The following is a 21,014-nucleotide window of genomic DNA, read 5'->3' on the forward strand; positions in this document are numbered from 1 at the left end:
AGGATAAGTATTTTGTCTTCCCTCAATCTAACCAAAACAACTGGGCTTTTCTTTAGTCCCTTTAGCGTATTGAATGGTGCCGTAAAGAGCTGGATATCTGTTGCACTGCTCGGGCAATGGATGTTTGCTGTTTATATCTTCGGTCTATATGCCATCCCGCTTATAGTGGGACTCACAGAGCAAAGTGCAACGGTTTCACCGGCGAGTGGACACACAAAAGATGCCAAGGTATTTTTTAGCCATGTTTTACCCGCTGTGATTTTGGCCACCAGCGGTTTATTACAGCTTATTCCTGCGGTGCGAAAACGCTTCCCACGCTTTCACCGCTACAACGGACGCGTATTTTTTATTCTCGGTATTTCGGGCGCACTCACAGGATTATATCTCACTTGGGTAACCGGTCTTAGGCTAAGCGATGTTGGTGCCATTGGGATAACACTCAACGGTATATTAATTCCCATTGCGATATTTTTTGCTTGGCGCGCTGCCATACAAAAAAATATCGCCGCACATCAACGTTATGCCGCACATAGTTTTTTGTTGGTTAATGGGGTATGGACGTTTCGTCTTTATTTGTTTGGTTGGTACATGGTCAACCAAGGCTTCAATGGCAATACCGCAACCTTAGATGGCCCTGTCGATATATTTATTTCGTTTGCCTGCTATCTGCTACCAATGGTACTCGCAGAACTCTACTTTTGGGCAAAACGCCAAACCAACGTCAGCGCACCGGTGTGGATAATCGCGGTGATGATGAGCTTAGGTCTCATGATCACCGCGATAGGCGTCTGCGCGGCCGCTGTCATGATGTGGTGGCCACGCATTTCAGCCGTCTTTTTTAGTTAAATTACGGTTTAATCAGTTAGGTGACAACACAAATAATTCCCAGGCGCTGCTATATAACCCGTTCCTTGTCGTTTTGACTCGTGTTAAATTAGCGATGATTTTTAAGCAAGGAACGAGCTGTTATGCAAATTAGGTTAGTTACTCACATTGTTATCGTGGCTATTTTTACATTGCTGTCAATTGGTAGCGCTGTTGCTAGTGACTCAGCAGATCCGAACTCGACACTGCAGCTTTCTTCCGCTTATTTTTCGCAAAAAAGAACGGTTCATATCGTCCTACCACCAAGCTATGAGCAAGGCAATACAAGCTATCCAGTGTTATATCTGACTGATGGCCAGAGCAATCTTGGACATACCGCTTCAGCGGCTCGCTTCTTGGCACAACAACATAAAATACCGGAACTTATCATTGTTGCCATCGAGACCAACGAACACCGCACTCGAGATCTGACCCCGCCTTATCGCAAAGGCAGCCTTGCGGTACTGGGACATTTTGCAGGTCCAACACGGCAGCAAAATCCGGGCGGTGCAGAAATGCTACTGCAATTTATCGACAAAGAACTCATCCCTTACGTAGACAAGCATTATCGCACATCAAGCTATCGCGCGTTAGCAGGACACTCATTCGGTGGGCTGTTTGCAACCTATGCGCTACTTGAAAAACCCGATTTATTTAATGGTGTGATGTTGGCAAGTCCAAGCCTTTGGTGGGATAAAGAGCGATTATTAAATGACTTACTGGCAAAAGCGTTAATCAACAAGTGTATCTACATCAGCATGGCAGACGAAAGCGCAATCATAACACAGCCATTTCAACGTCTTAATGATGCTTGGCGAAAGCCAAATGGCATTGACTTCAAAGCACAGCATTTTAGTGGCGAAACCCATATGAGCGTCGTCTACCCGAGCTATTATCATGGTCTGCAGCACCTCTTTAACCATTATCAGCCATCCTTGAAGGTAGCTGCTGCCGGTGTTACTCAGCTGGAAAATCATGTCGCCATCGCTAAGTCACTATATGGACTCAAGACTTACCCCTATAGTGCGCTGACTTCGCTCGGGTATGCCGCCCTATTCGAACGTAACTTCACTGCGGCCATCAACCTGTTTAGCTTTGTGAGCCAGCACAACTCAGAGTCTCTCAATGCACTGCAGCAATTGGCGATGGCTTATCAGCAAAAAGGAGATAAGCCATCACTATTAAAGACCTACCAAGCCATGCTTAAGCTTAAAGGGCTAAGTGAAAGCGAACAAAAACATTTGCTCTCTGAAATCAAAGCATTGCAACGCTTACATTAACTGATTTTTTCTAAAGTGATGATATTCACTCAACGCAAGTGGCACAGAAACCACTGGGTTTTGTGAATGCCCCGCGCCCTCGCTAATGCTGTGTCCCCAACGCACATTGGCAGGCGCATGTTGTTCAAGTGCATCTAATAAACCGTGAAATGCCCCCGTAATGATGTCATTCTCAGCACCGCCGATGGAGAGGTAAATATACTTAGGTTTGCCTTGAACATTGGCTAGGCTTTTTGCGAATTCTTTTACGACAACTGAGTCGTCGTACCACGCAGCAGGACTAAAAGCAAAATAGCCATCAAAAAGCGCAGGTTTAGTCACCATGGTATAAAGTACAAAACTTCCACCAGCAGAGAACCCGCTTAATACACGGTTGTCATTAATTGAGTAGTTAGCTTCTAAATAGGGTAACAGCTCGCTTTCAACAAATTGCAAAAAACGATCTGCACGACCAAAAATGGCAGGATCATTGTCACTCTCTGGACGGGCCTCAATCGCAACATCTTGTCGAGCATAAGGCGGCACTAAGTCGCGGTTGCGGGTCTCAGTCCAAAATTGATTGGGAATAGACACTAAAATTGCATCTTCTACCCTACCTTGTTCGGCAAGGCTGCTTAGTACCTCATCCCACCGCGCGAGATTAAAGTTGCCGTCGGTACGAATAATGAGTGGATAACTATGTGCCTTGTCATATCCTTTTGGGAGGCGAATAAAGACCTTTCGATCCTCATTAAGCACTTGTGAAGACAACACTACATCAACATAATCTGAAGTGTAATAAGACTGATACAGGGTAAACTTCCAACCAACAGCTACGCTGGCGATTAAACCTAAGAGAGAAAATAGATATCGCTTCATAAAACTTCCTGTCATTGTTTTTATTATTTCGTACTTTTAAATACTGTTTACTTCATCCTACTGTATATTTTTTAGAAACTAAATCGCAACCGCTATTATATCAGGCAGCTAAACATAACATCATGAAAATACTAAACTTCATGTCAAACCTAAATGTAAGATTATGTTTTAAAAAATAAATTATCGCTGTAATGTGGTGTAATGGATAAAATCAGAATCTACCCTACCCTTACGCTGCGCAACAAATTTGCAACTAATTGAGTTCATTTTTTTTACTCGCGCAAATCATGTATCTGCATCAGCAGTACAGCCAGATACTTCTTACACCATTTGAACAATATCTTGTCGCTGTTGTGAGATTTTCCGATTAGATAATGCAAATGGTATCTTTTGAGATGGAGTTCACGATGATGAAAATCTTAGTATCTGCCATTGTTTTGGCAACCACAATGTCGAGTTTCAATTCGCTCGCTGCGCCTGAATCTTATGGCGTGCTTTTTCTAGACCGCAGTAGTTCAATGAACACGTTACGCCCAGATGGACAAAGCCGATGTTCGTTCTCAAAGCAACAAGCAGTGCAAAAAGTATCAAAGTTCTTTTTAGATGCCACAATTAATGGCCAACAGCTAAATGTGAAAACGTTTGCTAGTGGCGGTCAAATTCAATCCCTAACTAACGGGTTTGTCGGTTTCAATGCGGCAATGATGGCACTCTATCAACTAGATCCAGAAGGGTGCTCAGGGTTAACTGCACTTGCACAAGCTATGTGTGATGGCGCTGATGAGTTAAGAGCAAACTACTCAACAGAAGCCGCTAATGGTGCACTGTTAAGAGTGTATGGTTCTACTGATGGCGGCGAAAATGACAGCCCAGCCTCTAGCTGTGGCGGCTCAAATTGGCAAACAAGCGTAACCTCTAAATACCTGTTTGAGCTACCACCTGTGCAATTCAATGCCACAATCTATACAGGCACAGTGCAAAATATTCTAGCTAATAAAGATAAGATGTATGTATTAGATGTTTCATCTGCATCTCAGTCGGTATCTAGTACCCCTACATTTCAGTTTCTTAAACAGCTGAGTATTGACACTGGCGGTACTTACGAGGAGATCAGCGACTCAGATGGCGGCGACCCAGGCGACTGGTAACTCACCAAATACCAAAACATATATAAAGGCCGATAAGGCCTTTTTCTATTTATCGTAGAGAAAAGACAGAATGTTGTTTTTACACATTACTTAAAATAAAAAAACAATTAAATTACATAAAGCGCAAATATCTAAGGATCTTCAACTACACTCTTCGTGGGCATTTACCCTGTGCAAGTTAAAAGGAGATTGTAATGAAGATTAATGGCAAACAACCGAATTTTCTAATCATTACCACCGATGAAGAGCGTTTTCCTCCGCCCTACGAAAATTCACAAGCAAAAGAGTATCGACTCAAGCACAGTGCGTGCATGGCAGAAATGCGCCGCTGTGGCATGGAATTTATGAACCATAATGCAGCAGCAACGGCATGCGCACCGAGTAGAACATCCATTTACACGGGACAATATCCATCCCTACACGGCGTCAGCCAAACACCTGGAATTGGCAAGTCGTCATTTGATCAAAATATGTTCTGGCTGGCTCCCAATACCGTGCCAACCATGGGCTCTTGGTTTCGCGAAGCGGGTTATCAAACCTATTATCGTGGTAAGTGGCACCTCTCCGATGAGGATATTATCGTGCCGGGGAGTCAGCAAGCGCTGTATAGTAACTCCGAAACCGGAGAGCCTTACCCAGCAAAACAAGCTCTCTATGAGCGCGCAGAGCGCCTAGATAAGTTTGGCTTTAGTCAATGGATAGGTCCTGAACCTCATGGCGCTGCAGAGAACAATTCAGGTACATCTCGAGATCCGGGATTTGCCAATCAAGTTTGTGAAACCCTTAAACTACTTGAAGAAAAGGCACAAAACGGCGACCAAACGCCATTTTTACTGGTTTCTTCATTCGTAAACCCACACGACATTGTATTAATGGGACAAAAAGATTGGTTTTCCAACTTTTATGCCGAAAAAGAAGCCGGTAACCTTCCAAGTGTTGCACCAGCCCCAAGCCAAAATGAAAGCTTAATGGACAAGCCTAGATGCCAAAAAGACTATCAGCTTATGTACCCGCATATGTATCTACCGCAGCCACCAGATGAAACCTATCGCCAGTTTTATTACTACCTTATCGCAGAAGTAAATAAGCATATAGAACAGGTAGTTAACGCATTAAAGCAGTCATCTTTTTATGAAAATACCATCGTCGTTTTTACCTCAGATCATGGTGAGTTACTAGGTGCTCACGGCGGCCTACATCAAAAATGGTACACCGCGTATCAAGAAGTATTAAATGTGCCGTTTATTATTTCTAATCCAGTGCTTTTCAATCAACCTAAGCAGCTTGATATCACCACTTCACACATAGACCTGCTACCTACCCTACTTGGCCTTGCGGATATAGATATTGAGCAAACTCGTACTCAGCTTGCTAAAGATCACAGTGAAGCACAGCCACTCGTCGGTAGAAACCTCGCCGACGTCATTTTAGGTGAAGCGTCGCCCCGAGAAGAAGCTATTTACTTTATGACCGATGACAACATCGAAGTTGGCAGTGATATGACGAATATGCTTACCGGTAAAGCTTACAATAGTATTATCCAACCGAACCATATTGAAGCTGTGGTAACACAACTACCAGATATCAGCGGTGACACGAAATGGAAGTTTGTGCGTTATTTTGATAACGCTAGATTCTATGAGCAAGACCCGAACTTAGTTGATCTTGGTGGTAACGATGAGCCTACCACGCAATCGTCTGTGAGTAATGTCGTTGGCGTTGGCAACCCTGACGGAATAACAACCTCTCAGTTCATTCCCAGTGAATACGAGTGTTATAACTTGAGTGAAGATCCGACGGAAGAGAACAACCTGTTAAGCCCGTTTTGCGAAACGCCATTGGAGGCGCGGATTTTAAAAGCGCTTCAATTTACGCTACGGGAGCAGCGTAAAGCCAAACGTTTATTACCACAAAACCTCAATGAAGCACCGCAAAAGCCAGTCAACCAGCAAGTGCCGATTAGAAGGTAATCGAAAGGCTCTGCAAGTAGCCCTGAAATATACGGGCTACTTGCGATTATTTATGCTTTTTTAAACACTGCCAACAACTGACTTAGCACCGCCGCAATAATGACACCAATCACCGCCCCCAAGCCAAGCTTGGCGATAATATTCAAAAGCCAGCTTATTGCAGGGATCAGCTTTTCAATAGCGTGAACAATTTCTTCGAGTAAGTGGAACTGGTGAGCTAAAATATCAACGCCAACTAAAAGCATTGCCAGCACACCGGCGACCGACAAAAACTTCATCAGACCGTTGGCAAAATAAAGCAGCCCCTTACCCACCCCACGTTTTATCGCCGCAAGTGTAGTCTTACTTGCGTCCTTAATCATGGCTAAACCAATATCATCAAGCTTAACAATCAAGGCCACAATCCCGTAGACCCCGACTGTCAGTGCAAGCCCAATTAACGAAAGGACTATTGCTTGCTTTTCAAAAGGCTGATCAGCAATCGCACCCAGCGCAATAATGATAATTTCCGCCGACAGAACAAAGTCGGTAACAATAGCGCCCTTGATTTTGTCTTTTTCAAACTCGACCAAGTCAACACGCTCATCCTCAAGCGCTTTGACAAACTCATCGGTTTCTTGCTGTTGCTCCTGACGGTGAAAAATAGCGTGGAGAATTTTTTCGCCGCCCTCGAACAGCAAATACAGCGCCCCTAAAATTAGCATAATGGGGATCATAAACGGCGCAAAGTAACTGCAAGCCAAAGCAACGGGCACCAAAATAAACTTGTTCAGCAAGGAGCCTTTAAACACCTTCCATACCACTGCAAGCTCCCGATCTGGTTTGATCCCGCCCGATAGTTGCTCTGCGTTGACGGCAAGATCGTCTCCTAACACCGGAGCGGTTTTCGTTGCGGCTAATTTTGTTAGCGCAGCGACATCATCGAGCAAGGCAAGTAAGTTTGCGGATGGCATAGCACACTCCTTTCGTTTAAGTTATTCATCAGGTGCGGTTGTCAAATTACTGCTTACGTTAGCAACAGACCCTAATACACAATATTTTTATCATAGGCCAAACATGATATTGCAGGCATGACCGCTTCAAGACAACTTAAATGTTGCTTTAATTCTCTCGGCTCGGTAATTTTTTTATACCGGATCCAAGGGAGCAAAGGCATAGTGTCGTCCAGCTCAGCTGTTAGGTAGGCCTCATACCCTTTAATCCACTCATTCAACAAACCAAATGCATACGCATAAGGTAACAATGCTTCGTACTCCGCTTTTTCGACCCCTTCAGCGAAGCATTGCTGACTCTTAAGTTTAATGTATTGATAAAATTGCTGAGACTGCAATACCCAAGCTTTAAATTGCTTGGAGGGCCCGATAAATGAAAAGAAAGCCGCAATAAAACCCAGATAAAAGAAGTGAAAAACCACACTGGTACCATTCACCAGCTCATCATCTCCATCAACACACATCCATAATAAGAATAAATAGGTAGGAATATAAATTAACGCGCGTACAAGCCACATTTCTCGGCTCTTTTTATCTTCGCTGCGATGTTCTATAAACATCTCTACAATAAGCACCGCAATTAATAATATTGAAGTGCACAATAAAACTACAATTAAACTACCCGCAAACACTTGCCACCCATTGCCAGCACCAACTCCAATCACAACAAAAGAAGCACTTAACCAAAGTAAAATAGGCACAATAAAAGCAAGAAAGTTTACATTATGCTGAGCTTTCCCCACTTCGGCATTATTCACATAATGACATATTATTTCTGTGAAAGACGTTCTCCCCTCGTTTCCTTTGTTAATAACAAAGCGGTTTTTTATTACTCGTTTTCGCTTGCGTTTTCCACTCGAGCTTTGAACGTCTTGCTGTTGATAAAAGTAACGTTGCAGTTTACCGCTTAACCCAACCGCCTCTGGCTGGCTCGGCGCTTCAGGATTTATCTGAATTTGATCCAGCTTTTTTGGCTCAACATTACTAAATTCATCATTGTTTTTACCCCGTTCGCTAATCGTTAACTGTTTCGCCACTGCAAGCTTTAGCACCTCAGCTAATGCGTCTTTTGCTGTTAGCATGCGTTCGATATTTGCAGCAACCAACTCTCTCACCAAGCAAATCGGTAAGTCTGGTGGTTGAGTTGAACAAGGATGCGCATCGGCAAGTTTTGGCAATGCGTGGAGGCGCTTACGCGTTTGCCACACAGCCAATGCAAATAACATTAAAAACGGCAAAGCAATAAATAACACTCTAAACGGATACCAAATTTTGCGGTAAAGAAAATTATCCTTAAACACACCTTTTTCAAACGCGAGGGCGATTTCTCCCTGCGCTTTATCTACTATCTCAGATTGGCTCTCGAATAGGAGCTGATTGCGTCCATCAACCACCCCATCGCGTATCAAAAACGCATCATTTTTTAGGTGATCGACAAACAATTGGTGCTCCTTCAGCGTCGCAGTTTGAGGATAGAGAATGGAGACGGTAAGCTTTTTTATTTTAAGATTAACATTCGGAAAGAGTGCATAAGTCAATTCATCCAATGCCGGATAAAATCGCATACGGTTTTTTGATTGATATCGCACTTCAAATTGCTGAGCTTGTCCTTGCTTTGGAAGCTGCTCTTTGCTTATTACAAGCGTGACTGCACTTCTATCGTAGTTATACTTCAGTGCATAACGCACTTCTTGCTCGTCGATTTTTACTGAGTCAATGCTGATATCGCTCAGATAGTGTGTACCATCTGGATACCTCACATCCAGCTCAATTGTTTGCGCGAGCCCCTGCCAATCGAAGTTTCCCCCTTGCAATATGCCTTGCTGAGTAACTTGAAGTGCACCAGTTTTATTAATATCGAGCTTAACTTGTAGCTGAGAGAAGTGAGGATCTGCTACCGACGCATCTTTAAATCTCAAATAAGCCTGAGAAGGAACGCTCACAACCAATAAAATGATTGCCAGCAATACACCATAAAGCATGGTAAACCAACAGCGTTTAGTCATCGTTCAAATCCTTTGAATGCAAAGCGCTAAGTCTATGTAACTCAGCTCAATTTGCGCAGCAGACTAAAGCAAACAAGGTCTAATTTCAACACTAAAGTTACCGTTGAAGACGCCGCCTTTGCCGATTAGACCTTGATAATATTTGCACATCACCGGTTGAATTTTTGGTTATATACGCTCCCTTTGCTGTAACGAACAACCGTCTTAACGCATGCTAATTGACACCGAAATAGCGCAATGATCGCTGAGCATTTTCTCTTCAGACATATCCGCAAAAAAGTGTACGCTGGGGTCGAATTTCACCGTGTTTGCAAGTTTGTTGCTCAGCAATATATGGTCAATCGGCACAGGGTAACGTGGGTGACAACCTGTCAGTGTTTTAGTTGCGTTTACCAAAGGTACAGAAGCATTATTTTGATGCTTGGTTAATTGCTGCCAAAATTGATTGTCGCCATGGCTTAAACGATGATTAAAGTCGCCCAACACAATGGTGTTGCTATTTGCGTGTTTCTCCAACCAAGATTTAAGTACTGGTAACTGATCTGCCAGCAATCGACAGGCCTTTTTATCCGAAGTCGAGTAGTTATCAACAAAACAGCCACTTTTAAGGTGAACATTAAGCACTGAAAGCTCACCAAACTGAGTATCTAAGGTCACAACTAGACCATGTCTTAATCCTTCAACATCCACGCTAAGTTCGCTCACGTTATCCACTTTGCTTGGGACTAGGTTATTTCTAATCGCAAACGCGGTTTTCTGCTGTGTAGACAGATTGCCACTTCCTCTACAGTCGTACGTCGTGCTATTAGCTCGACTTGAAATCAGTAATTGCCATTCACTACTTGGAAAGACCTGCTCTAATGCCTTAACCGATGCAACTTCCTGCAGCGCAATAACGTCTGCATTAAGCCCTTTTGCATAATCACGCAGTGCGCTTATCTCCTGCTCGTCACGAGGTCTACATCCTGCGCTCGATGGATATGCTAAATGCTCCATGTTCCAAGTCGCGATTTTAAGCGATGCGGCCGTTGCTTGGCCGCTTACCACGGAGTTACCGATATTTGAAGGCTCCGATTGGCACCCCAAAAGCGAGAGACTAAAAATAGCGCTAAATGCAAATGCAGTTAATTTTGTTGTCATAATGAATCCAATCTAGGCGATAAAATCTAACGTCAGTAGCAATCGTTTTTCCCCTATTACTACCGCAGGTGAGCGATGCACTAAGCCACGGCCTTCATTACCGTCCCAACGCTCACCTTTTAATAATGCCACATCCCCACAGGCAAGCTGTATTGCGTCTGCTTCCGAGGCCACAGTCAGTTTGTTGTCATCCCTTGATACATGCTGGTTTCTAAGCCACTCACTGCCCGCGCCTACTAGTGTTGTCACCAGTCGTACAGGTACTTTATCAACATGAAATTTCGGGCACATTGCAGTCTTGAGCATTTTTAACCGAAAACCAACGACGCGAAGTTCAAATAAGCAGCTAAACATATCTACTATTTCAATAATATGCGCCACCATCGCATCGCTAAAATTCAGCCGCTTTAACGGCTCACTAACTTCGCAAGTGATATTGCTAGTCGCAATTTGTAGCGCTAATTCTAGCTCTTTTGCTGTTTCTAAGTAGCGACCAAACTCTGCTTTCAAAGCAGGTGATAATGCATGTTGCCAAATCACAATATTGGTGTCGGGCTCATAAATCTTGGTTAACACGGTAGCGTGTTCTGACTGCTGATGATGCACTGAGTCCACCTCAAGCAACGGCTCTATGGCCATAAGGCTATTCATAGTAACTCCAAATAAGGTTTTATTTAGTGAAAATTGCGACGCAGCGCATAGTTTCGAAGATGAGCGCAGGAGATGAGCATAGAGCCAAGCACTGTGAACAAGGTTTCTCCGCGTTGTTCACCTAAAATAGTTGCTAGCACCAAGAATGTGCAGCCCACTAACCCCAAGCCCACGACAAGACCTGACTTATGCCGCAAATAGCCAAATCCAAGGGCCAATACGCTAATGGGTAGCACGGCTATGAGTAACCATTCGTGAAAAGCTTCATCAGAGAGCGCTAGTAAACCCGCAAAGGGAGGAAGTACAAATAATAAAAAAGGTAATATTAAACAATGGACTAAGCACAGCATAGATAACCCAATTGCTGCCTTGTCTCCAAACGACTGTACTTTTGCGTTCACGCTTTCTCCTTCGCCATGGATGCACCAAGTTGATACAATATAACATACCAATCAAAAAAGAGTAAAACGTTAAAGTCGTACAACAACAAGAGTGTTCGATACAAAGCCATGAATACAAAAGTAGCGTGTATTTAAAGCATCTAGAGAGTCAATCTCTGCTTGTTGTGATTTTTACGGTGTTGTAGCAAATAAACGCAAAAGCACTTTGGAAGGTATTTATAAAAAAGAATGCACTGAATTACAATTCACAGGTTTGAGATTCCGAACAAACCTATGAATTGATGAGCAATCGCTGACTATGGGGAAAGGTTATGCGTTACACCCCATCGTTTCACACTCTGGATATGCAGACGGACAATGCGTTGTCCCACAAAAATAAAAGTCTGTATAACCTCGATTATAACCACCAGCAATTTGCAAAGTAACATTTTTAGCTATTTGGCTATTATCTTTATTGAGTACTTTCATGTTCCTTTTCTTAAGGCTCAGTTTCATTTTATTTCCTTGATAATCATTGTTTAAAGTTTCCAAAATGGAAACTAGCTAATGACTATACTGGCAGCAGAGAAACAAAAAATCAACATATAGAAGCTTACGCATAACTTCCTAACCAATGCCTTGCTCAAAGGCACTCTTTTAACCATGATGCCTTCGTATACGCTTAATTAAACCGGATTTATCGAATTCCAATGAGACAATGTTGGTTTTATTGTATTCAATGATTTTGTCTAGATGCGCTGGCTTTACCTTACCAGACTCCGTCATTTTGATAAAAATGACATTTGAGCCAGTCATAACCTCTTTGATAGTAATACTACTGTTAATGACTTCATCTTTAAGCTTTCCGATCATATCTTGCCGGAGTTTTGATTTATCGGTATAAGTGAAATTGTATTTAACGTGTTCGTCAATAAAGCTGTCTGACAACAAAGATAAATAATTTTCAATATCCTCAATCTTACTACTCGGTTGCTGGCGCGCATTTTTAGCTTGGACAAACGCCTTACCCTTTTCAATTAATTGTTCAGGTGTAAATTCGTTCCCAGCTACACTTGAAAACGATACAGCAATCAACATTAATGCAAAGCTTAGTTTTTGCATATCACTCTCTTTTGTATGCCTAACGCGTTAAGCTGCGGCAGCGAAGCAGTCCGGCAGCCTTGACTTATTATGTGCGATGTAAGTAATTGTTAAGCTCCTCGACTAACTCAAGTGCTTCATTTTTTGTTAGATAAGGGACCTTTATAGTTCTAGCCCAAAAGAAACTTTTACCTGTTTTTGAGCTAACTTCTGAAAAAGGCATAGCCAACAGTTTGTTATCTTTCCGGTTCGGAATAGGAGTCAAAAACTCTACATCTCGATACAAAGTTTCACTGTCTGGAGCTTTAACCTCTCCTTTTACTTTTGCTGCAGCTATTAAGCCACACCATTTGTGCGAGAAGAAAACAATATCTCCTACATGAACATGGTGAACAAACCTCTTCGCATCACCATATGCCTCAAGACGGCTATTATCCATCATCGACCAAATGGAATTCTCATCCCAACTACGATTTGTATCAAATAATACACCTTTTACATCACTTGGATTCTTGTGCTTATCATATGGAAGCGCAAAGAATTCAAAGTACTTTTCTCCAGCAAGTTCATAAACTCGATATGGTAGGAAATCAATAGATATACCATTTTTCTTCCAGTAATCGATGGAAGATACTAATGATTCATCGGCTGCACTACCGATAACTAATAGGTGTTGTTTATTATTTATTTCTTTTGGATCTAATTCATGCTCAAGACTAAAAGCCTCTCTGTGAGCTTCAACTAGCGACATTTCGTTTTTGCTATATTCTTTGAACTTTTGTTCTAACTTTTGGTAGCTCCATTGACCAGCGTCTTGCGCATATCTTAGTGCTTGATGGACGGCATCTTTCCCAACTGATGCACGCTTTAATTCAAATATAACTAATTCACCATTTTCATTAAGTGCATATATATCAGCTTCCGCTTGCCATTGTCTTTCCTGAAACACAGGCATCAATCTAGCATCTTCAAACAACACATCTAAGATGCTATTTGCAATTAAGTTTTCTAGATCTTTCTCAAGTTTTCCAAAACTAGAAAAGTCTTTGAACTCTACAGGCTCTAACTTTTCAAAAGCTTCGGCTTGTTCTTCTATTTTGTAGAGCATCTCTGCATTCCTTTGAGTACCTAATAGCTCATTAGCGTGAATTTTTGAATATCTCACTTATCAACAAGTAAAAAACAACAACATTCAAGCTAACTTTATTTATTATTTTTAGTAACCTACCAGTCAAACATTGTCATTTCAACATGCAAATCGCCTGCAACAGGCTAGCTGTGAATTATCCAAGCCATTGATTGGCTCGCTAAGAACAAATCGCACCTAGCTAACGTATTAAAAGCGCTCAATTTTAAATGGCACATACGAGATATTCGAGAGTTTTTACATCTCGTTATTTATTTTGCGCTTCTAGACTTTGGCGCAACCTGTATGGTTAGTGGTATCAAAGGAAGCGATTATAAAAACTTACTAAGAGCGGCGATGGAGCAAAGCTATACCGCCATTAAACAAGTCGCGTGCAGCATGGGCTATTTCGACACCTATATGACACCAGAGTGTTAGGGCGCGGTTATCTAACTGTTTTTACTTACAATGACTCTTTGTCGATTACCACATGCTTTTTAGCACGCCATCTTTTCTTATAAAGTGATGGTAAAGCGCCGCCCCGATATGAACTGCAAGTACTGCAATCAGTAGCAATACCGCTAAACCATGCCCTTCGCGAAACACGGCAAAGTACTCGATGTGAGGCACCATCGCGGCTGGAATGGTGAATAAGTCGAGCACCACAATTGGTCGCGCAGCATAATACTGCATCAACAGGCCGCTAGTCGGTATGATTAACATCAATACGTAAAGCAGCCAGTGGCTGCATTTGGCCAGTTTGACCTGTATTTTCGACATCCTAGATGGCAAGCTGGGTGTAGGTGACTTTATTCTAATAAGAAAGCGCAATAAAAGTAGCAAAAGTGCCAGTATACCAAATGATTTATGTAACCCCAGTAAAGTAAGCTGCCAAGGTTCAAGCGCACGTACCATCGTAAGGCCAGCAAAAATCATAGCAAAGATAAGTAATGCCATAGACCAGTGAAGCACTCTCATCGCAAGATTAAATCGTGTTGTTTGATCAGTCATTCACTGTCTCCTCAAGTGCGCCCATCAATTGCTCCTTAGCCCTACGGCGATAGGACTCTGCATAGGCAGCAGAGCGCGCTCTTAGAATTGGATCTTCGGTTGCAATAACACCGCTAGGTAATATCAAGGGATCAAAATTGAGCGCATGGCAGTTACCCGATAGTTGCGGTTGCCAATGCGTTATGAAGATCTCTCCAGCATCTACCTTTGCGCGGTTACTGGGCCAAAGTTTGGCTGGATTATTTTCATCATCTTCTTGCTTGGCAAATATAAACTGCCAATTGAAGCGTACAGCTCCTTTCTCTAATCGAGTTGCAAATTCTTGCTGTAGCGCGTCTTTGCCAGTGTAAGGATTTTTACTTTCTTCATCTAATGGCAGCATTTTCCAGCGAATAGCCTGACGCTGCGCTTTTTCATCAACCAAATAAAACGCATTAATACTATGATAAGTCTCAAGGGCAAAGCTCGGGCTTGGCGTGTAACTCGCTTTCCATGCCAAAAAATCCGCACTCTCTGGATGCTTAGCAAAAAAGTCTTTTACTGCCTCTTTGCCCTGCTTCAGAGCAACAATTTGCTGATAAAAATCATGCGGATTTGTTACCGCCATCACTGGAGGCGTATTCATCGCAATATTCCAACGCTCAGCACCGGTTACGAAGCTCAGCGCGAAACTCCTTACCGGTGCAGTCAACTCAGCAGCGTGCGGATTATTTCCAGCAATGGACAATCGGCCAATAAATGGATGCGTACCGGCTTTAAAAACTGTTGCGTTTGAGTACTGAGATAGCCGTCCATTCGATTTAAATTCTCCTGACACACAAATCCCTTTTGCATGTGCTCTACGAAACCCAGGGAAGTGGTTTTGCCCTTGTTGCAAATCGACAAATTGCTGGGCGGTGATTTGCTCGGTTTGCGCTTGTGTTAATGGTGAAAGTAACAACGCAACAGCAAGACTCGCAAAATAAAACCCCTTTTCTAACAAGGATACAGATGTGTATTTCACAAAACAGCTCCTAAGTTAAGCCAGTTTGCCGAATTAGTGACTTATATACAGCGCAAACTGGTCGTGAATAACTAATGCCATCAATAGACCTGCAGTACGAACGTTTCCTTTCATTTATTTTGATTGTAATCCTGATGTTTACGCTATGCTTTGTTATCTACCCGCCTATCGTTATTTAACTTGAGGCTATTTAACAACACGGCGAAATTGCTTAAGCGGAGTAAATACTGTACTCTTGCCCGCCGCCCAATACAGAGTACAAAATCATGAGCTTTAGCCACCTAGGTTTAGCCCCAGAAATAAATCAAGCCGTTGTCGAACAAGGTTACGACAAACCGACTCCGATTCAAGAGCAAGCCATTCCTGCTATTTTAGAAGGCAGAGACGTGATGGCTGCGGCGCAAACGGGAACAGGTAAAACAGCGGGCTTTACATTACCTTTGTTGCAAAAGCTGATTGCTGGTACTAAGCCTCGTGCGAACAATGTACGCGCGTTAATTCTAACGCCGACCAGAGAGCTTGCTGACCAAGTATGGCAAAGTGTTGCGCTTTACAGTAAACACCTGCCTATCAGCTCTGAAGTTGTTTACGGCGGTGTGAAGATCAATCCGCAAATGATGAAGCTGCGTAAAGGCATTGATGTTTTAGTGGCAACACCTGGGCGATTACTCGACCTTTACCAGCAGAATGCTGTCAAATTTGATGACCTTGAAGTACTGGTATTGGATGAAGCCGACCGTATGCTAGACATGGGCTTTATTCACGATATCAAGCGCATCATCAAAGTATTGCCAAGCCGCAGACAAAACTTGATGTTCTCTGCCACTTTCTCTGAAGAGATTAGAGCATTAGCGAAAGGGCTAATTCATGATCCAGTAGAGATTTCTGTGGCACCAGCAAACAGCACAGCAAAAAGCGTGACTCAATGGGTATACCCGGTAGACAAAAGTAAACGTACGAGCTTACTCAAGCATTTAGTGCAAACGCATGATTGGCAACAAGTGTTGGTATTCACACGCACAAAACACGGTGCCAACCGCTTGGTTAAGGATCTAGAAAAAGACAAGATCAATGCCGCAGCAATCCATGGTAATAAAAGCCAAAGCGCTCGCATGAAAGCCCTTGCTGGCTTTAAAAATGGTGAAGTACGTGTACTTGTTGCCACTGATATTGTGGCAAGGGGCTTGGATATTCAAGAGTTGCCTCATGTCGTGAACTTTGACCTGCCAAATGTTTACGAAGATTATGTTCACCGTATCGGCAGAACTGGCCGCGCTGGTGCGACAGGTGAAGCTATCTCGTTTGTTACCCAAGAGACCGCAAGCGACTTATTTGGCATTGAGCGATTAATTCAACAGTTGGTGCCGCGTAAAGTGGAACCAGGGTTTGAACCGCAACTTGCAGTACCTGAGTCAAAATTAGATACGCGCCCAATCAAGCCGAAAAAACCAAAGAAACCGAAAAAGCCAAAGGCGGCAGACGCTGAGCAAGCACCTTCTGCTCAGCAGAAAAATAAACCTAAGCAAAATTCAGGTCCTCGCAACAATAAGCCAAGTGGCAACGGAAAACCTGCTGGTAACAACAATGGCAACCGTAGACGTCGCCCATCATCGTCTGCAAACAAGCCAAAGAGCCAACACGCTGGAGAAAAACGTACACCACGTCAGAAGCCCACTTCTGGCAATTAATGGTGTAAGCAGGTGTAATAGCATTTACAACACCTTCTCCTAAGCTAAAAAGGCTGTTAATCGTAACAGCCTTTTTTCGTCAAAGGAGCTAGACAATGAATATCTTGAAATTGATACTGTTCACATTGTTTGGTAGTACATTTTTAGCGCACGCTGGTACGCAATATGTGACCCAAGCTGCGAGCAATATCACAGAAACCTCCGCTCAATTAAACGGCTATTCCGCCTCTACTATTGGTTTAAGTGGAGAAACGTTTGATTATGGCCCAACTACTAACTACGGCTTCAGCGTACTCGCAACACCGGGTGGTGTGAATGGCCCGGTTAGCGCACAAATAGCGAACCTAGAGTGCGGCACCGAGTATCATTTCCGTTTTCGAGGAGATCCAAAGCCACCTCGCACCACCATTCAAGGGGAAGACTTAACCTTCACTACAGCCCCATGTGGCCCGACGATTTTTACTAATGTGTCGTTTGAAACGGGCGGACAATATTACTTCGTTGCAGAAAACAATGGCGGTAATACAGTAAACGCCAATCGTATTGCGATTGGCCCTTGGGAGCGGTTTAATCTTATCGATGTCAACGGCGGTAACCTGTTTGATGGCGACACCATCCACATTCAAACAGCCACTGGCTATTACTTTGTTGCAGAGCAAGGTGGGGGCGCTGAGTTAAATGCTAATCGAACGGTGGCTTCTATTTGGGAAACCTTCACGATTGAGCTGCCGAATAACCCCGGCGCTTTGATCCAAAATGGCGATAAAGTGGCGCTTAGGTCAATCAATGGTCACTATATCCAAGCCGCAGGTAATGGTGGCGCAGGAGCCAATGTGCATCCTACCGTCATAGGCTGTAATGCCACTTACCCCTGTTCATGGGAAATGTTTAAGATTATTTTTTAACGCACTTGGCTGTGATAAAAAATTTTATCACAGCCTTACACGCGCTATCCGTTGGAGCCATGTTATAATTGCTGTTTTAGAACTACAGAGACAGCGACTTTGACTCAGCCACTTTTTTCAAGTACTTCACTTTCCAGCGCCTTACTCGATAACCTCGCGTCATTGGGGTATCACACCATGACTGACATTCAAGCACAAACCTTACCGCTTATCTTGGCGGGTAAAGATGTCATTGGCCAAGGTAAAACAGGCTCAGGTAAAACCGCCGCTTTCTCTTTAGGACTATTGCATAATTTAAACGTGAAACGCTTTCGTGTGCAGGCGCTTGTGGTATGCCCAACTAGAGAGCTTGCCGATCAGGTGGCGGTTGAAATTCGCAAGCTTGCCCGTGCTGTTCATAACATCAAAGTGTTAGCGCTGTGCGGTGGCGCACCTATGGGTCCGCAAATTGGCTCTCTTGAACACGGTGCGCACATCATTGTGGGTACACCAGGGCGTATTGAAGAACACTTGCGCAAAGGTCGTTTGTCGCTAGATGAAGTGAATACCTTTGTACTGGATGAAGCGGATCGCATGTTGGAGATGGGTTTTGAAGAGTCACTACAGTGCATCATAGATCACTGCCCTACAGCACGCCAAAATCTGTTATTTAGTGCAACTTACCCACCAAAAATAGAGCAGCTCGCGCAGCACATCATGAAAGATGCAGCCAAAGTCACGGTTGAAGCAACACATGACGATAGCTCAATTGAACAGTACTTTTACGAAGTCGACAATAACGACGCGAGATTGCCTGCGGTACAAAAGCTGTTAATGCAATTTCAACCAAACTCAGCGGTTATCTTCTGCAACACCAAGGCAGAATGCCAGAACGTATGCGACAGCCTATATAGCCTAGGTTTTGATGCGGCTGCACTTCACGGTGACTTAGAACAAAAAGACCGTGACCGCACATTGGTTCGTTTTGCGAATAAGAGCGTAACCATTTTATTGGCAACGGATGTCGCCGCCCGGGGTATCGACGTCGATCACGTAGATATGGTGATCAACTATCATATCGCCCATGACCCAGAAGTGCATGTTCACCGCGTTGGCAGAACCGGACGTGCAGGCAATAAAGGCGTGGCATGCTCTTTAATGAGTTATAAAGAATCGCATAAAGTAAATGCCCTCGAAGACTATTTAGGCAAGACAATTGAGCCCAAAACTCTGCCAAGCGACCAAGTATTAAATAACAAAATTAACCGAGCGCCGATGGTAACCATTCAAATCGACGGCGGTAAGAAAGCGAAATTAAGACCGGGTGATATCTTAGGAGCACTGACCTCAAATCAAGCGTTAAAAGGTGACCAAATCGGCAAAATAAAGGTCACCGCGATGTCATCATACGTTGCGGTTGAGCGCAGTATTGCCAACGTGGCGCTTAAAACAATCTCAGAAGGGAAAATGAAAGGCCGTAACTTTAGAGCCCGCAAAGTAACAAAGTAACAGGTCACTCCCCTCTCTCTATGGTGGTCGACTTTTCCCTGACCACCATGACTTTAGATTATCCCAGCAATTACTCGCCTATTTATAACTTATTTCACACCACAGGGGTTTAAATCTACACCATGACCCCAAGGTCTTAATTAAGCAAACACTTTAAAGGAGTTTATCTATGAAGACCTTAATTATTGGTGCCAGTGGTCAAATTGGAAAAATGACGACAAAGAAAATGCTGAAACAAGGCCATGATGTCGTGGCGTTAGTGCGCAATAAAAGCAAACTAGTAGATCTTCAGTCTGAGCAACTTACTATCATTGAGCAAGACCTTGAAGGCGATTTTAGCTCAGCCTTTAACAACGTCGAGCAGGTAATATTTAGTGCAGGTTCTGGTGGAGATACTGGTGCGGATAAAACCCTACTTATTGATTTGTGGGCCGCCATTAAAGCCATTAACTATGCTGTGAAAGCAAACGTTAAGCATTTTATTATGGTCAGCTCTATTGGCGCCGATGATCCTGATAACATTGAAAGTGAAATTAAACCGTACTTGGTAGCCAAACACATGGCCGATCAACACCTACAGAAAAGTATTGTAAACTACACCATCGTCCGACCGGGTGCGTTACAAAATGAGCCTGCAACTGGGGGATTCTCGACCGCACGCCCTGCAAATAGAGAAGATGCCGTAATAAGTCGAGAGAATGTCGCAGACGCGCTAGCTTACCTTGCCACTCAACATCCTCAGAACCTAACATTTGAGCTATTTAACGGCAAGCAGTCAGTCGAACAAACGCTGTACTAACAAAGTAACTATGTCTCGGGGTTTAACGCCTCGGGGCAAACTGAGGTGCTTTAAGTCGGCTAAGTGTTAAAAATATTTTCCGCTACGCCGACATAAAAAGCTTGCTTTAAAAAATGCAATTCTATATTATCTCTCTCTTGCTTTAACTTCCTCTCAAAATAAAGCAAACCTCAAGTAATGCCTCCTTGCCTTGATCCAGTAAGTCCGCATAAAAAATACAAGTAGAGCTTAATATAGTCAGGCGAAATCAAGCCAATTAAGAAAATTGGTATAAACTGTCATACCCATATCGGGTCGTTGCGAGGACAGTGTCTTCTGTTCGCTAAACTGTAATGAAGCTCATCTACTATCAAAAGCATCAGCTAATTTGCTGTGCATTATAAAAGTGAGTTTTATTATGTCATATACATATAACGGAACAGAGATCCGTGTTGAGCAACCAATTCGCTCAATTTCGGTGAACAAATCTAAAGTGATCTTTGCTGACGGCACAGGCCGTAAGATCACACAATTCGCCAATGGCGGCGAAGCACGTCAATTTCTGAGCTGGTTAACTTCAGCACATTAATCGCTAAAACGTCGAGCTTGCTCGACGTTTGCCATC

The 21,014-nt window shown here is 43.3% G+C and carries 21 protein-coding genes; 10 read left to right on the forward strand and 11 right to left on the reverse strand.

The genetic code is table 11. The features are described 5' to 3' along the window. Positions 1-12 precede the first annotated feature (12 nt). Together A587_RS0112175 and A587_RS0112180 are read left to right on the forward strand one after the other, a co-directional pair. Positions 13-846 carry a DUF2306 domain-containing protein gene (locus A587_RS0112175; protein WP_026000981.1) on the forward strand — a complete coding sequence of 278 codons (834 nt, stop codon included), beginning with the start codon at positions 13-15 and terminating at the stop codon, positions 844-846. 122 nt (positions 847-968) lie between these two features. Further along, on the forward strand, positions 969-2,144 hold the full coding sequence (locus tag A587_RS0112180) for an alpha/beta hydrolase-fold protein (RefSeq protein WP_017217827.1): 1,176 nt from the start codon (positions 969-971) through the stop codon (positions 2,142-2,144). On the opposite strand, the gene A587_RS0112185 is transcribed toward A587_RS0112180, so the two are convergent. Then, positions 2,136-3,002 carry an alpha/beta hydrolase gene (locus A587_RS0112185; protein ID WP_017217828.1) on the reverse strand — a complete coding sequence of 289 codons (867 nt, stop codon included), beginning with the start codon at positions 3,000-3,002 and terminating at the stop codon, positions 2,136-2,138. The genes A587_RS0112180 and A587_RS0112185 overlap by 9 nt on opposite strands. 407 nt (positions 3,003-3,409) lie before the next feature. On the opposite strand from A587_RS0112185, the gene A587_RS0112190 reads away from it, so the two are divergent. Together A587_RS0112190 and A587_RS0112195 are read left to right on the forward strand one after the other, a co-directional pair. Further along, positions 3,410-4,150 carry a hypothetical protein gene (locus A587_RS0112190; protein ID WP_017217829.1) on the forward strand — a complete coding sequence of 247 codons (741 nt, stop codon included), beginning with the start codon at positions 3,410-3,412 and terminating at the stop codon, positions 4,148-4,150. 194 nt (positions 4,151-4,344) lie between these two features. Next, on the forward strand, positions 4,345-6,120 hold the full coding sequence (locus A587_RS0112195; protein WP_017217830.1) for a sulfatase-like hydrolase/transferase: 1,776 nt from the start codon (positions 4,345-4,347) through the stop codon (positions 6,118-6,120). Positions 6,121-6,170: 50 nt separating this feature from the next. Here A587_RS0112195 and A587_RS0112200 read toward each other — a convergent pair whose 3' ends face one another. From A587_RS0112200 to A587_RS0112235, 8 genes are all read right to left on the reverse strand, one after another. Further along, a complete protein-coding gene (locus tag A587_RS0112200) occupies positions 6,171-7,073 on the reverse strand; it encodes a DUF808 domain-containing protein (RefSeq protein WP_017217831.1) in 903 nt (300 codons plus the stop codon). 71 nt (positions 7,074-7,144) lie between these two features. Then, the gene (locus A587_RS0112205; protein WP_017217832.1) at positions 7,145-9,118 is read right to left on the reverse strand and encodes a DUF2207 domain-containing protein; all 1,974 of its coding nucleotides are present in this window, start codon (positions 9,116-9,118) and stop codon (positions 7,145-7,147) included. 204 nt (positions 9,119-9,322) lie between these two features. Beyond that, positions 9,323-10,258, reverse strand: a complete 936-nt coding sequence (locus tag A587_RS0112210) for an endonuclease/exonuclease/phosphatase family protein (RefSeq protein ID WP_017217833.1) — start codon at positions 10,256-10,258, stop codon at positions 9,323-9,325. 12 nt (positions 10,259-10,270) lie between these two features. Continuing rightward, complete coding sequence (locus A587_RS0112215; protein ID WP_017217834.1) at positions 10,271-10,909, reverse strand: DUF1826 domain-containing protein; 639 nt, start codon at positions 10,907-10,909, stop codon at positions 10,271-10,273. A gap of 23 nt (positions 10,910-10,932) precedes the next feature. Continuing rightward, entirely contained in the window at positions 10,933-11,310 is a 378-nt protein-coding gene (locus tag A587_RS0112220; protein ID WP_017217835.1) for a MerC domain-containing protein, read from the reverse strand. Between the two features lie 309 nt (positions 11,311-11,619). Further along, positions 11,620-11,778, reverse strand: a complete 159-nt coding sequence (locus A587_RS0112225) for a hypothetical protein (protein WP_232288062.1) — start codon at positions 11,776-11,778, stop codon at positions 11,620-11,622. A gap of 168 nt (positions 11,779-11,946) precedes the next feature. Continuing rightward, on the reverse strand, positions 11,947-12,411 hold the full coding sequence (locus A587_RS0112230) for a hypothetical protein (protein ID WP_017217837.1): 465 nt from the start codon (positions 12,409-12,411) through the stop codon (positions 11,947-11,949). 67 nt (positions 12,412-12,478) lie between these two features. After that, positions 12,479-13,498: a hypothetical protein gene (locus tag A587_RS0112235; protein ID WP_017217838.1), complete on the reverse strand. Its 1,020-nt coding sequence runs from the start codon at positions 13,496-13,498 to the stop codon at positions 12,479-12,481. A gap of 324 nt (positions 13,499-13,822) precedes the next feature. Here A587_RS0112235 and A587_RS25365 point away from each other — a divergent pair, with 324 nt between their 5' ends. Further along, complete coding sequence (locus A587_RS25365; protein ID WP_017217839.1) at positions 13,823-13,954, forward strand: hypothetical protein; 132 nt, start codon at positions 13,823-13,825, stop codon at positions 13,952-13,954. Between the two features lie 45 nt (positions 13,955-13,999). On the opposite strand, the gene A587_RS0112245 is transcribed toward A587_RS25365, so the two are convergent. Next, the gene (locus A587_RS0112245; protein WP_017217840.1) at positions 14,000-14,527 is read right to left on the reverse strand and encodes a cytochrome b; all 528 of its coding nucleotides are present in this window, start codon (positions 14,525-14,527) and stop codon (positions 14,000-14,002) included. Then, the gene (locus tag A587_RS0112250; RefSeq protein WP_017217841.1) at positions 14,520-15,530 is read right to left on the reverse strand and encodes a catalase family peroxidase; all 1,011 of its coding nucleotides are present in this window, start codon (positions 15,528-15,530) and stop codon (positions 14,520-14,522) included. The genes A587_RS0112245 and A587_RS0112250 overlap by 8 nt, the downstream gene beginning before the upstream one ends. A 266-nt stretch (positions 15,531-15,796) precedes the next feature. On the opposite strand from A587_RS0112250, the gene A587_RS0112255 reads away from it, so the two are divergent. From A587_RS0112255 to A587_RS25185, 5 genes are all read left to right on the forward strand, one after another. Then, a complete protein-coding gene (locus A587_RS0112255) occupies positions 15,797-17,218 on the forward strand; it encodes a DEAD/DEAH box helicase (protein ID WP_017217842.1) in 1,422 nt (473 codons plus the stop codon). 95 nt (positions 17,219-17,313) lie between these two features. Continuing rightward, positions 17,314-18,123: a fascin domain-containing protein gene (locus A587_RS0112260; RefSeq protein ID WP_017217843.1), complete on the forward strand. Its 810-nt coding sequence runs from the start codon at positions 17,314-17,316 to the stop codon at positions 18,121-18,123. A 99-nt stretch (positions 18,124-18,222) separates the two neighbouring features. Continuing rightward, complete coding sequence (gene dbpA / locus A587_RS0112265; protein WP_026000983.1) at positions 18,223-19,611, forward strand: ATP-dependent RNA helicase DbpA; 1,389 nt, start codon at positions 18,223-18,225, stop codon at positions 19,609-19,611. 169 nt (positions 19,612-19,780) lie between these two features. Beyond that, a complete protein-coding gene (locus A587_RS0112270) occupies positions 19,781-20,410 on the forward strand; it encodes an SDR family oxidoreductase (protein WP_017217845.1) in 630 nt (209 codons plus the stop codon). A gap of 397 nt (positions 20,411-20,807) precedes the next feature. Beyond that, positions 20,808-20,978: a hypothetical protein gene (locus tag A587_RS25185; protein ID WP_010370673.1), complete on the forward strand. Its 171-nt coding sequence runs from the start codon at positions 20,808-20,810 to the stop codon at positions 20,976-20,978. Positions 20,979-21,014 lie beyond the last annotated feature (36 nt).

Source organism: Pseudoalteromonas sp. NJ631, assembly GCF_000276645.1.
In the GTDB taxonomy this organism is placed as follows: Bacteria; Pseudomonadota; Gammaproteobacteria; order Enterobacterales; family Alteromonadaceae; genus Pseudoalteromonas; species Pseudoalteromonas piscicida.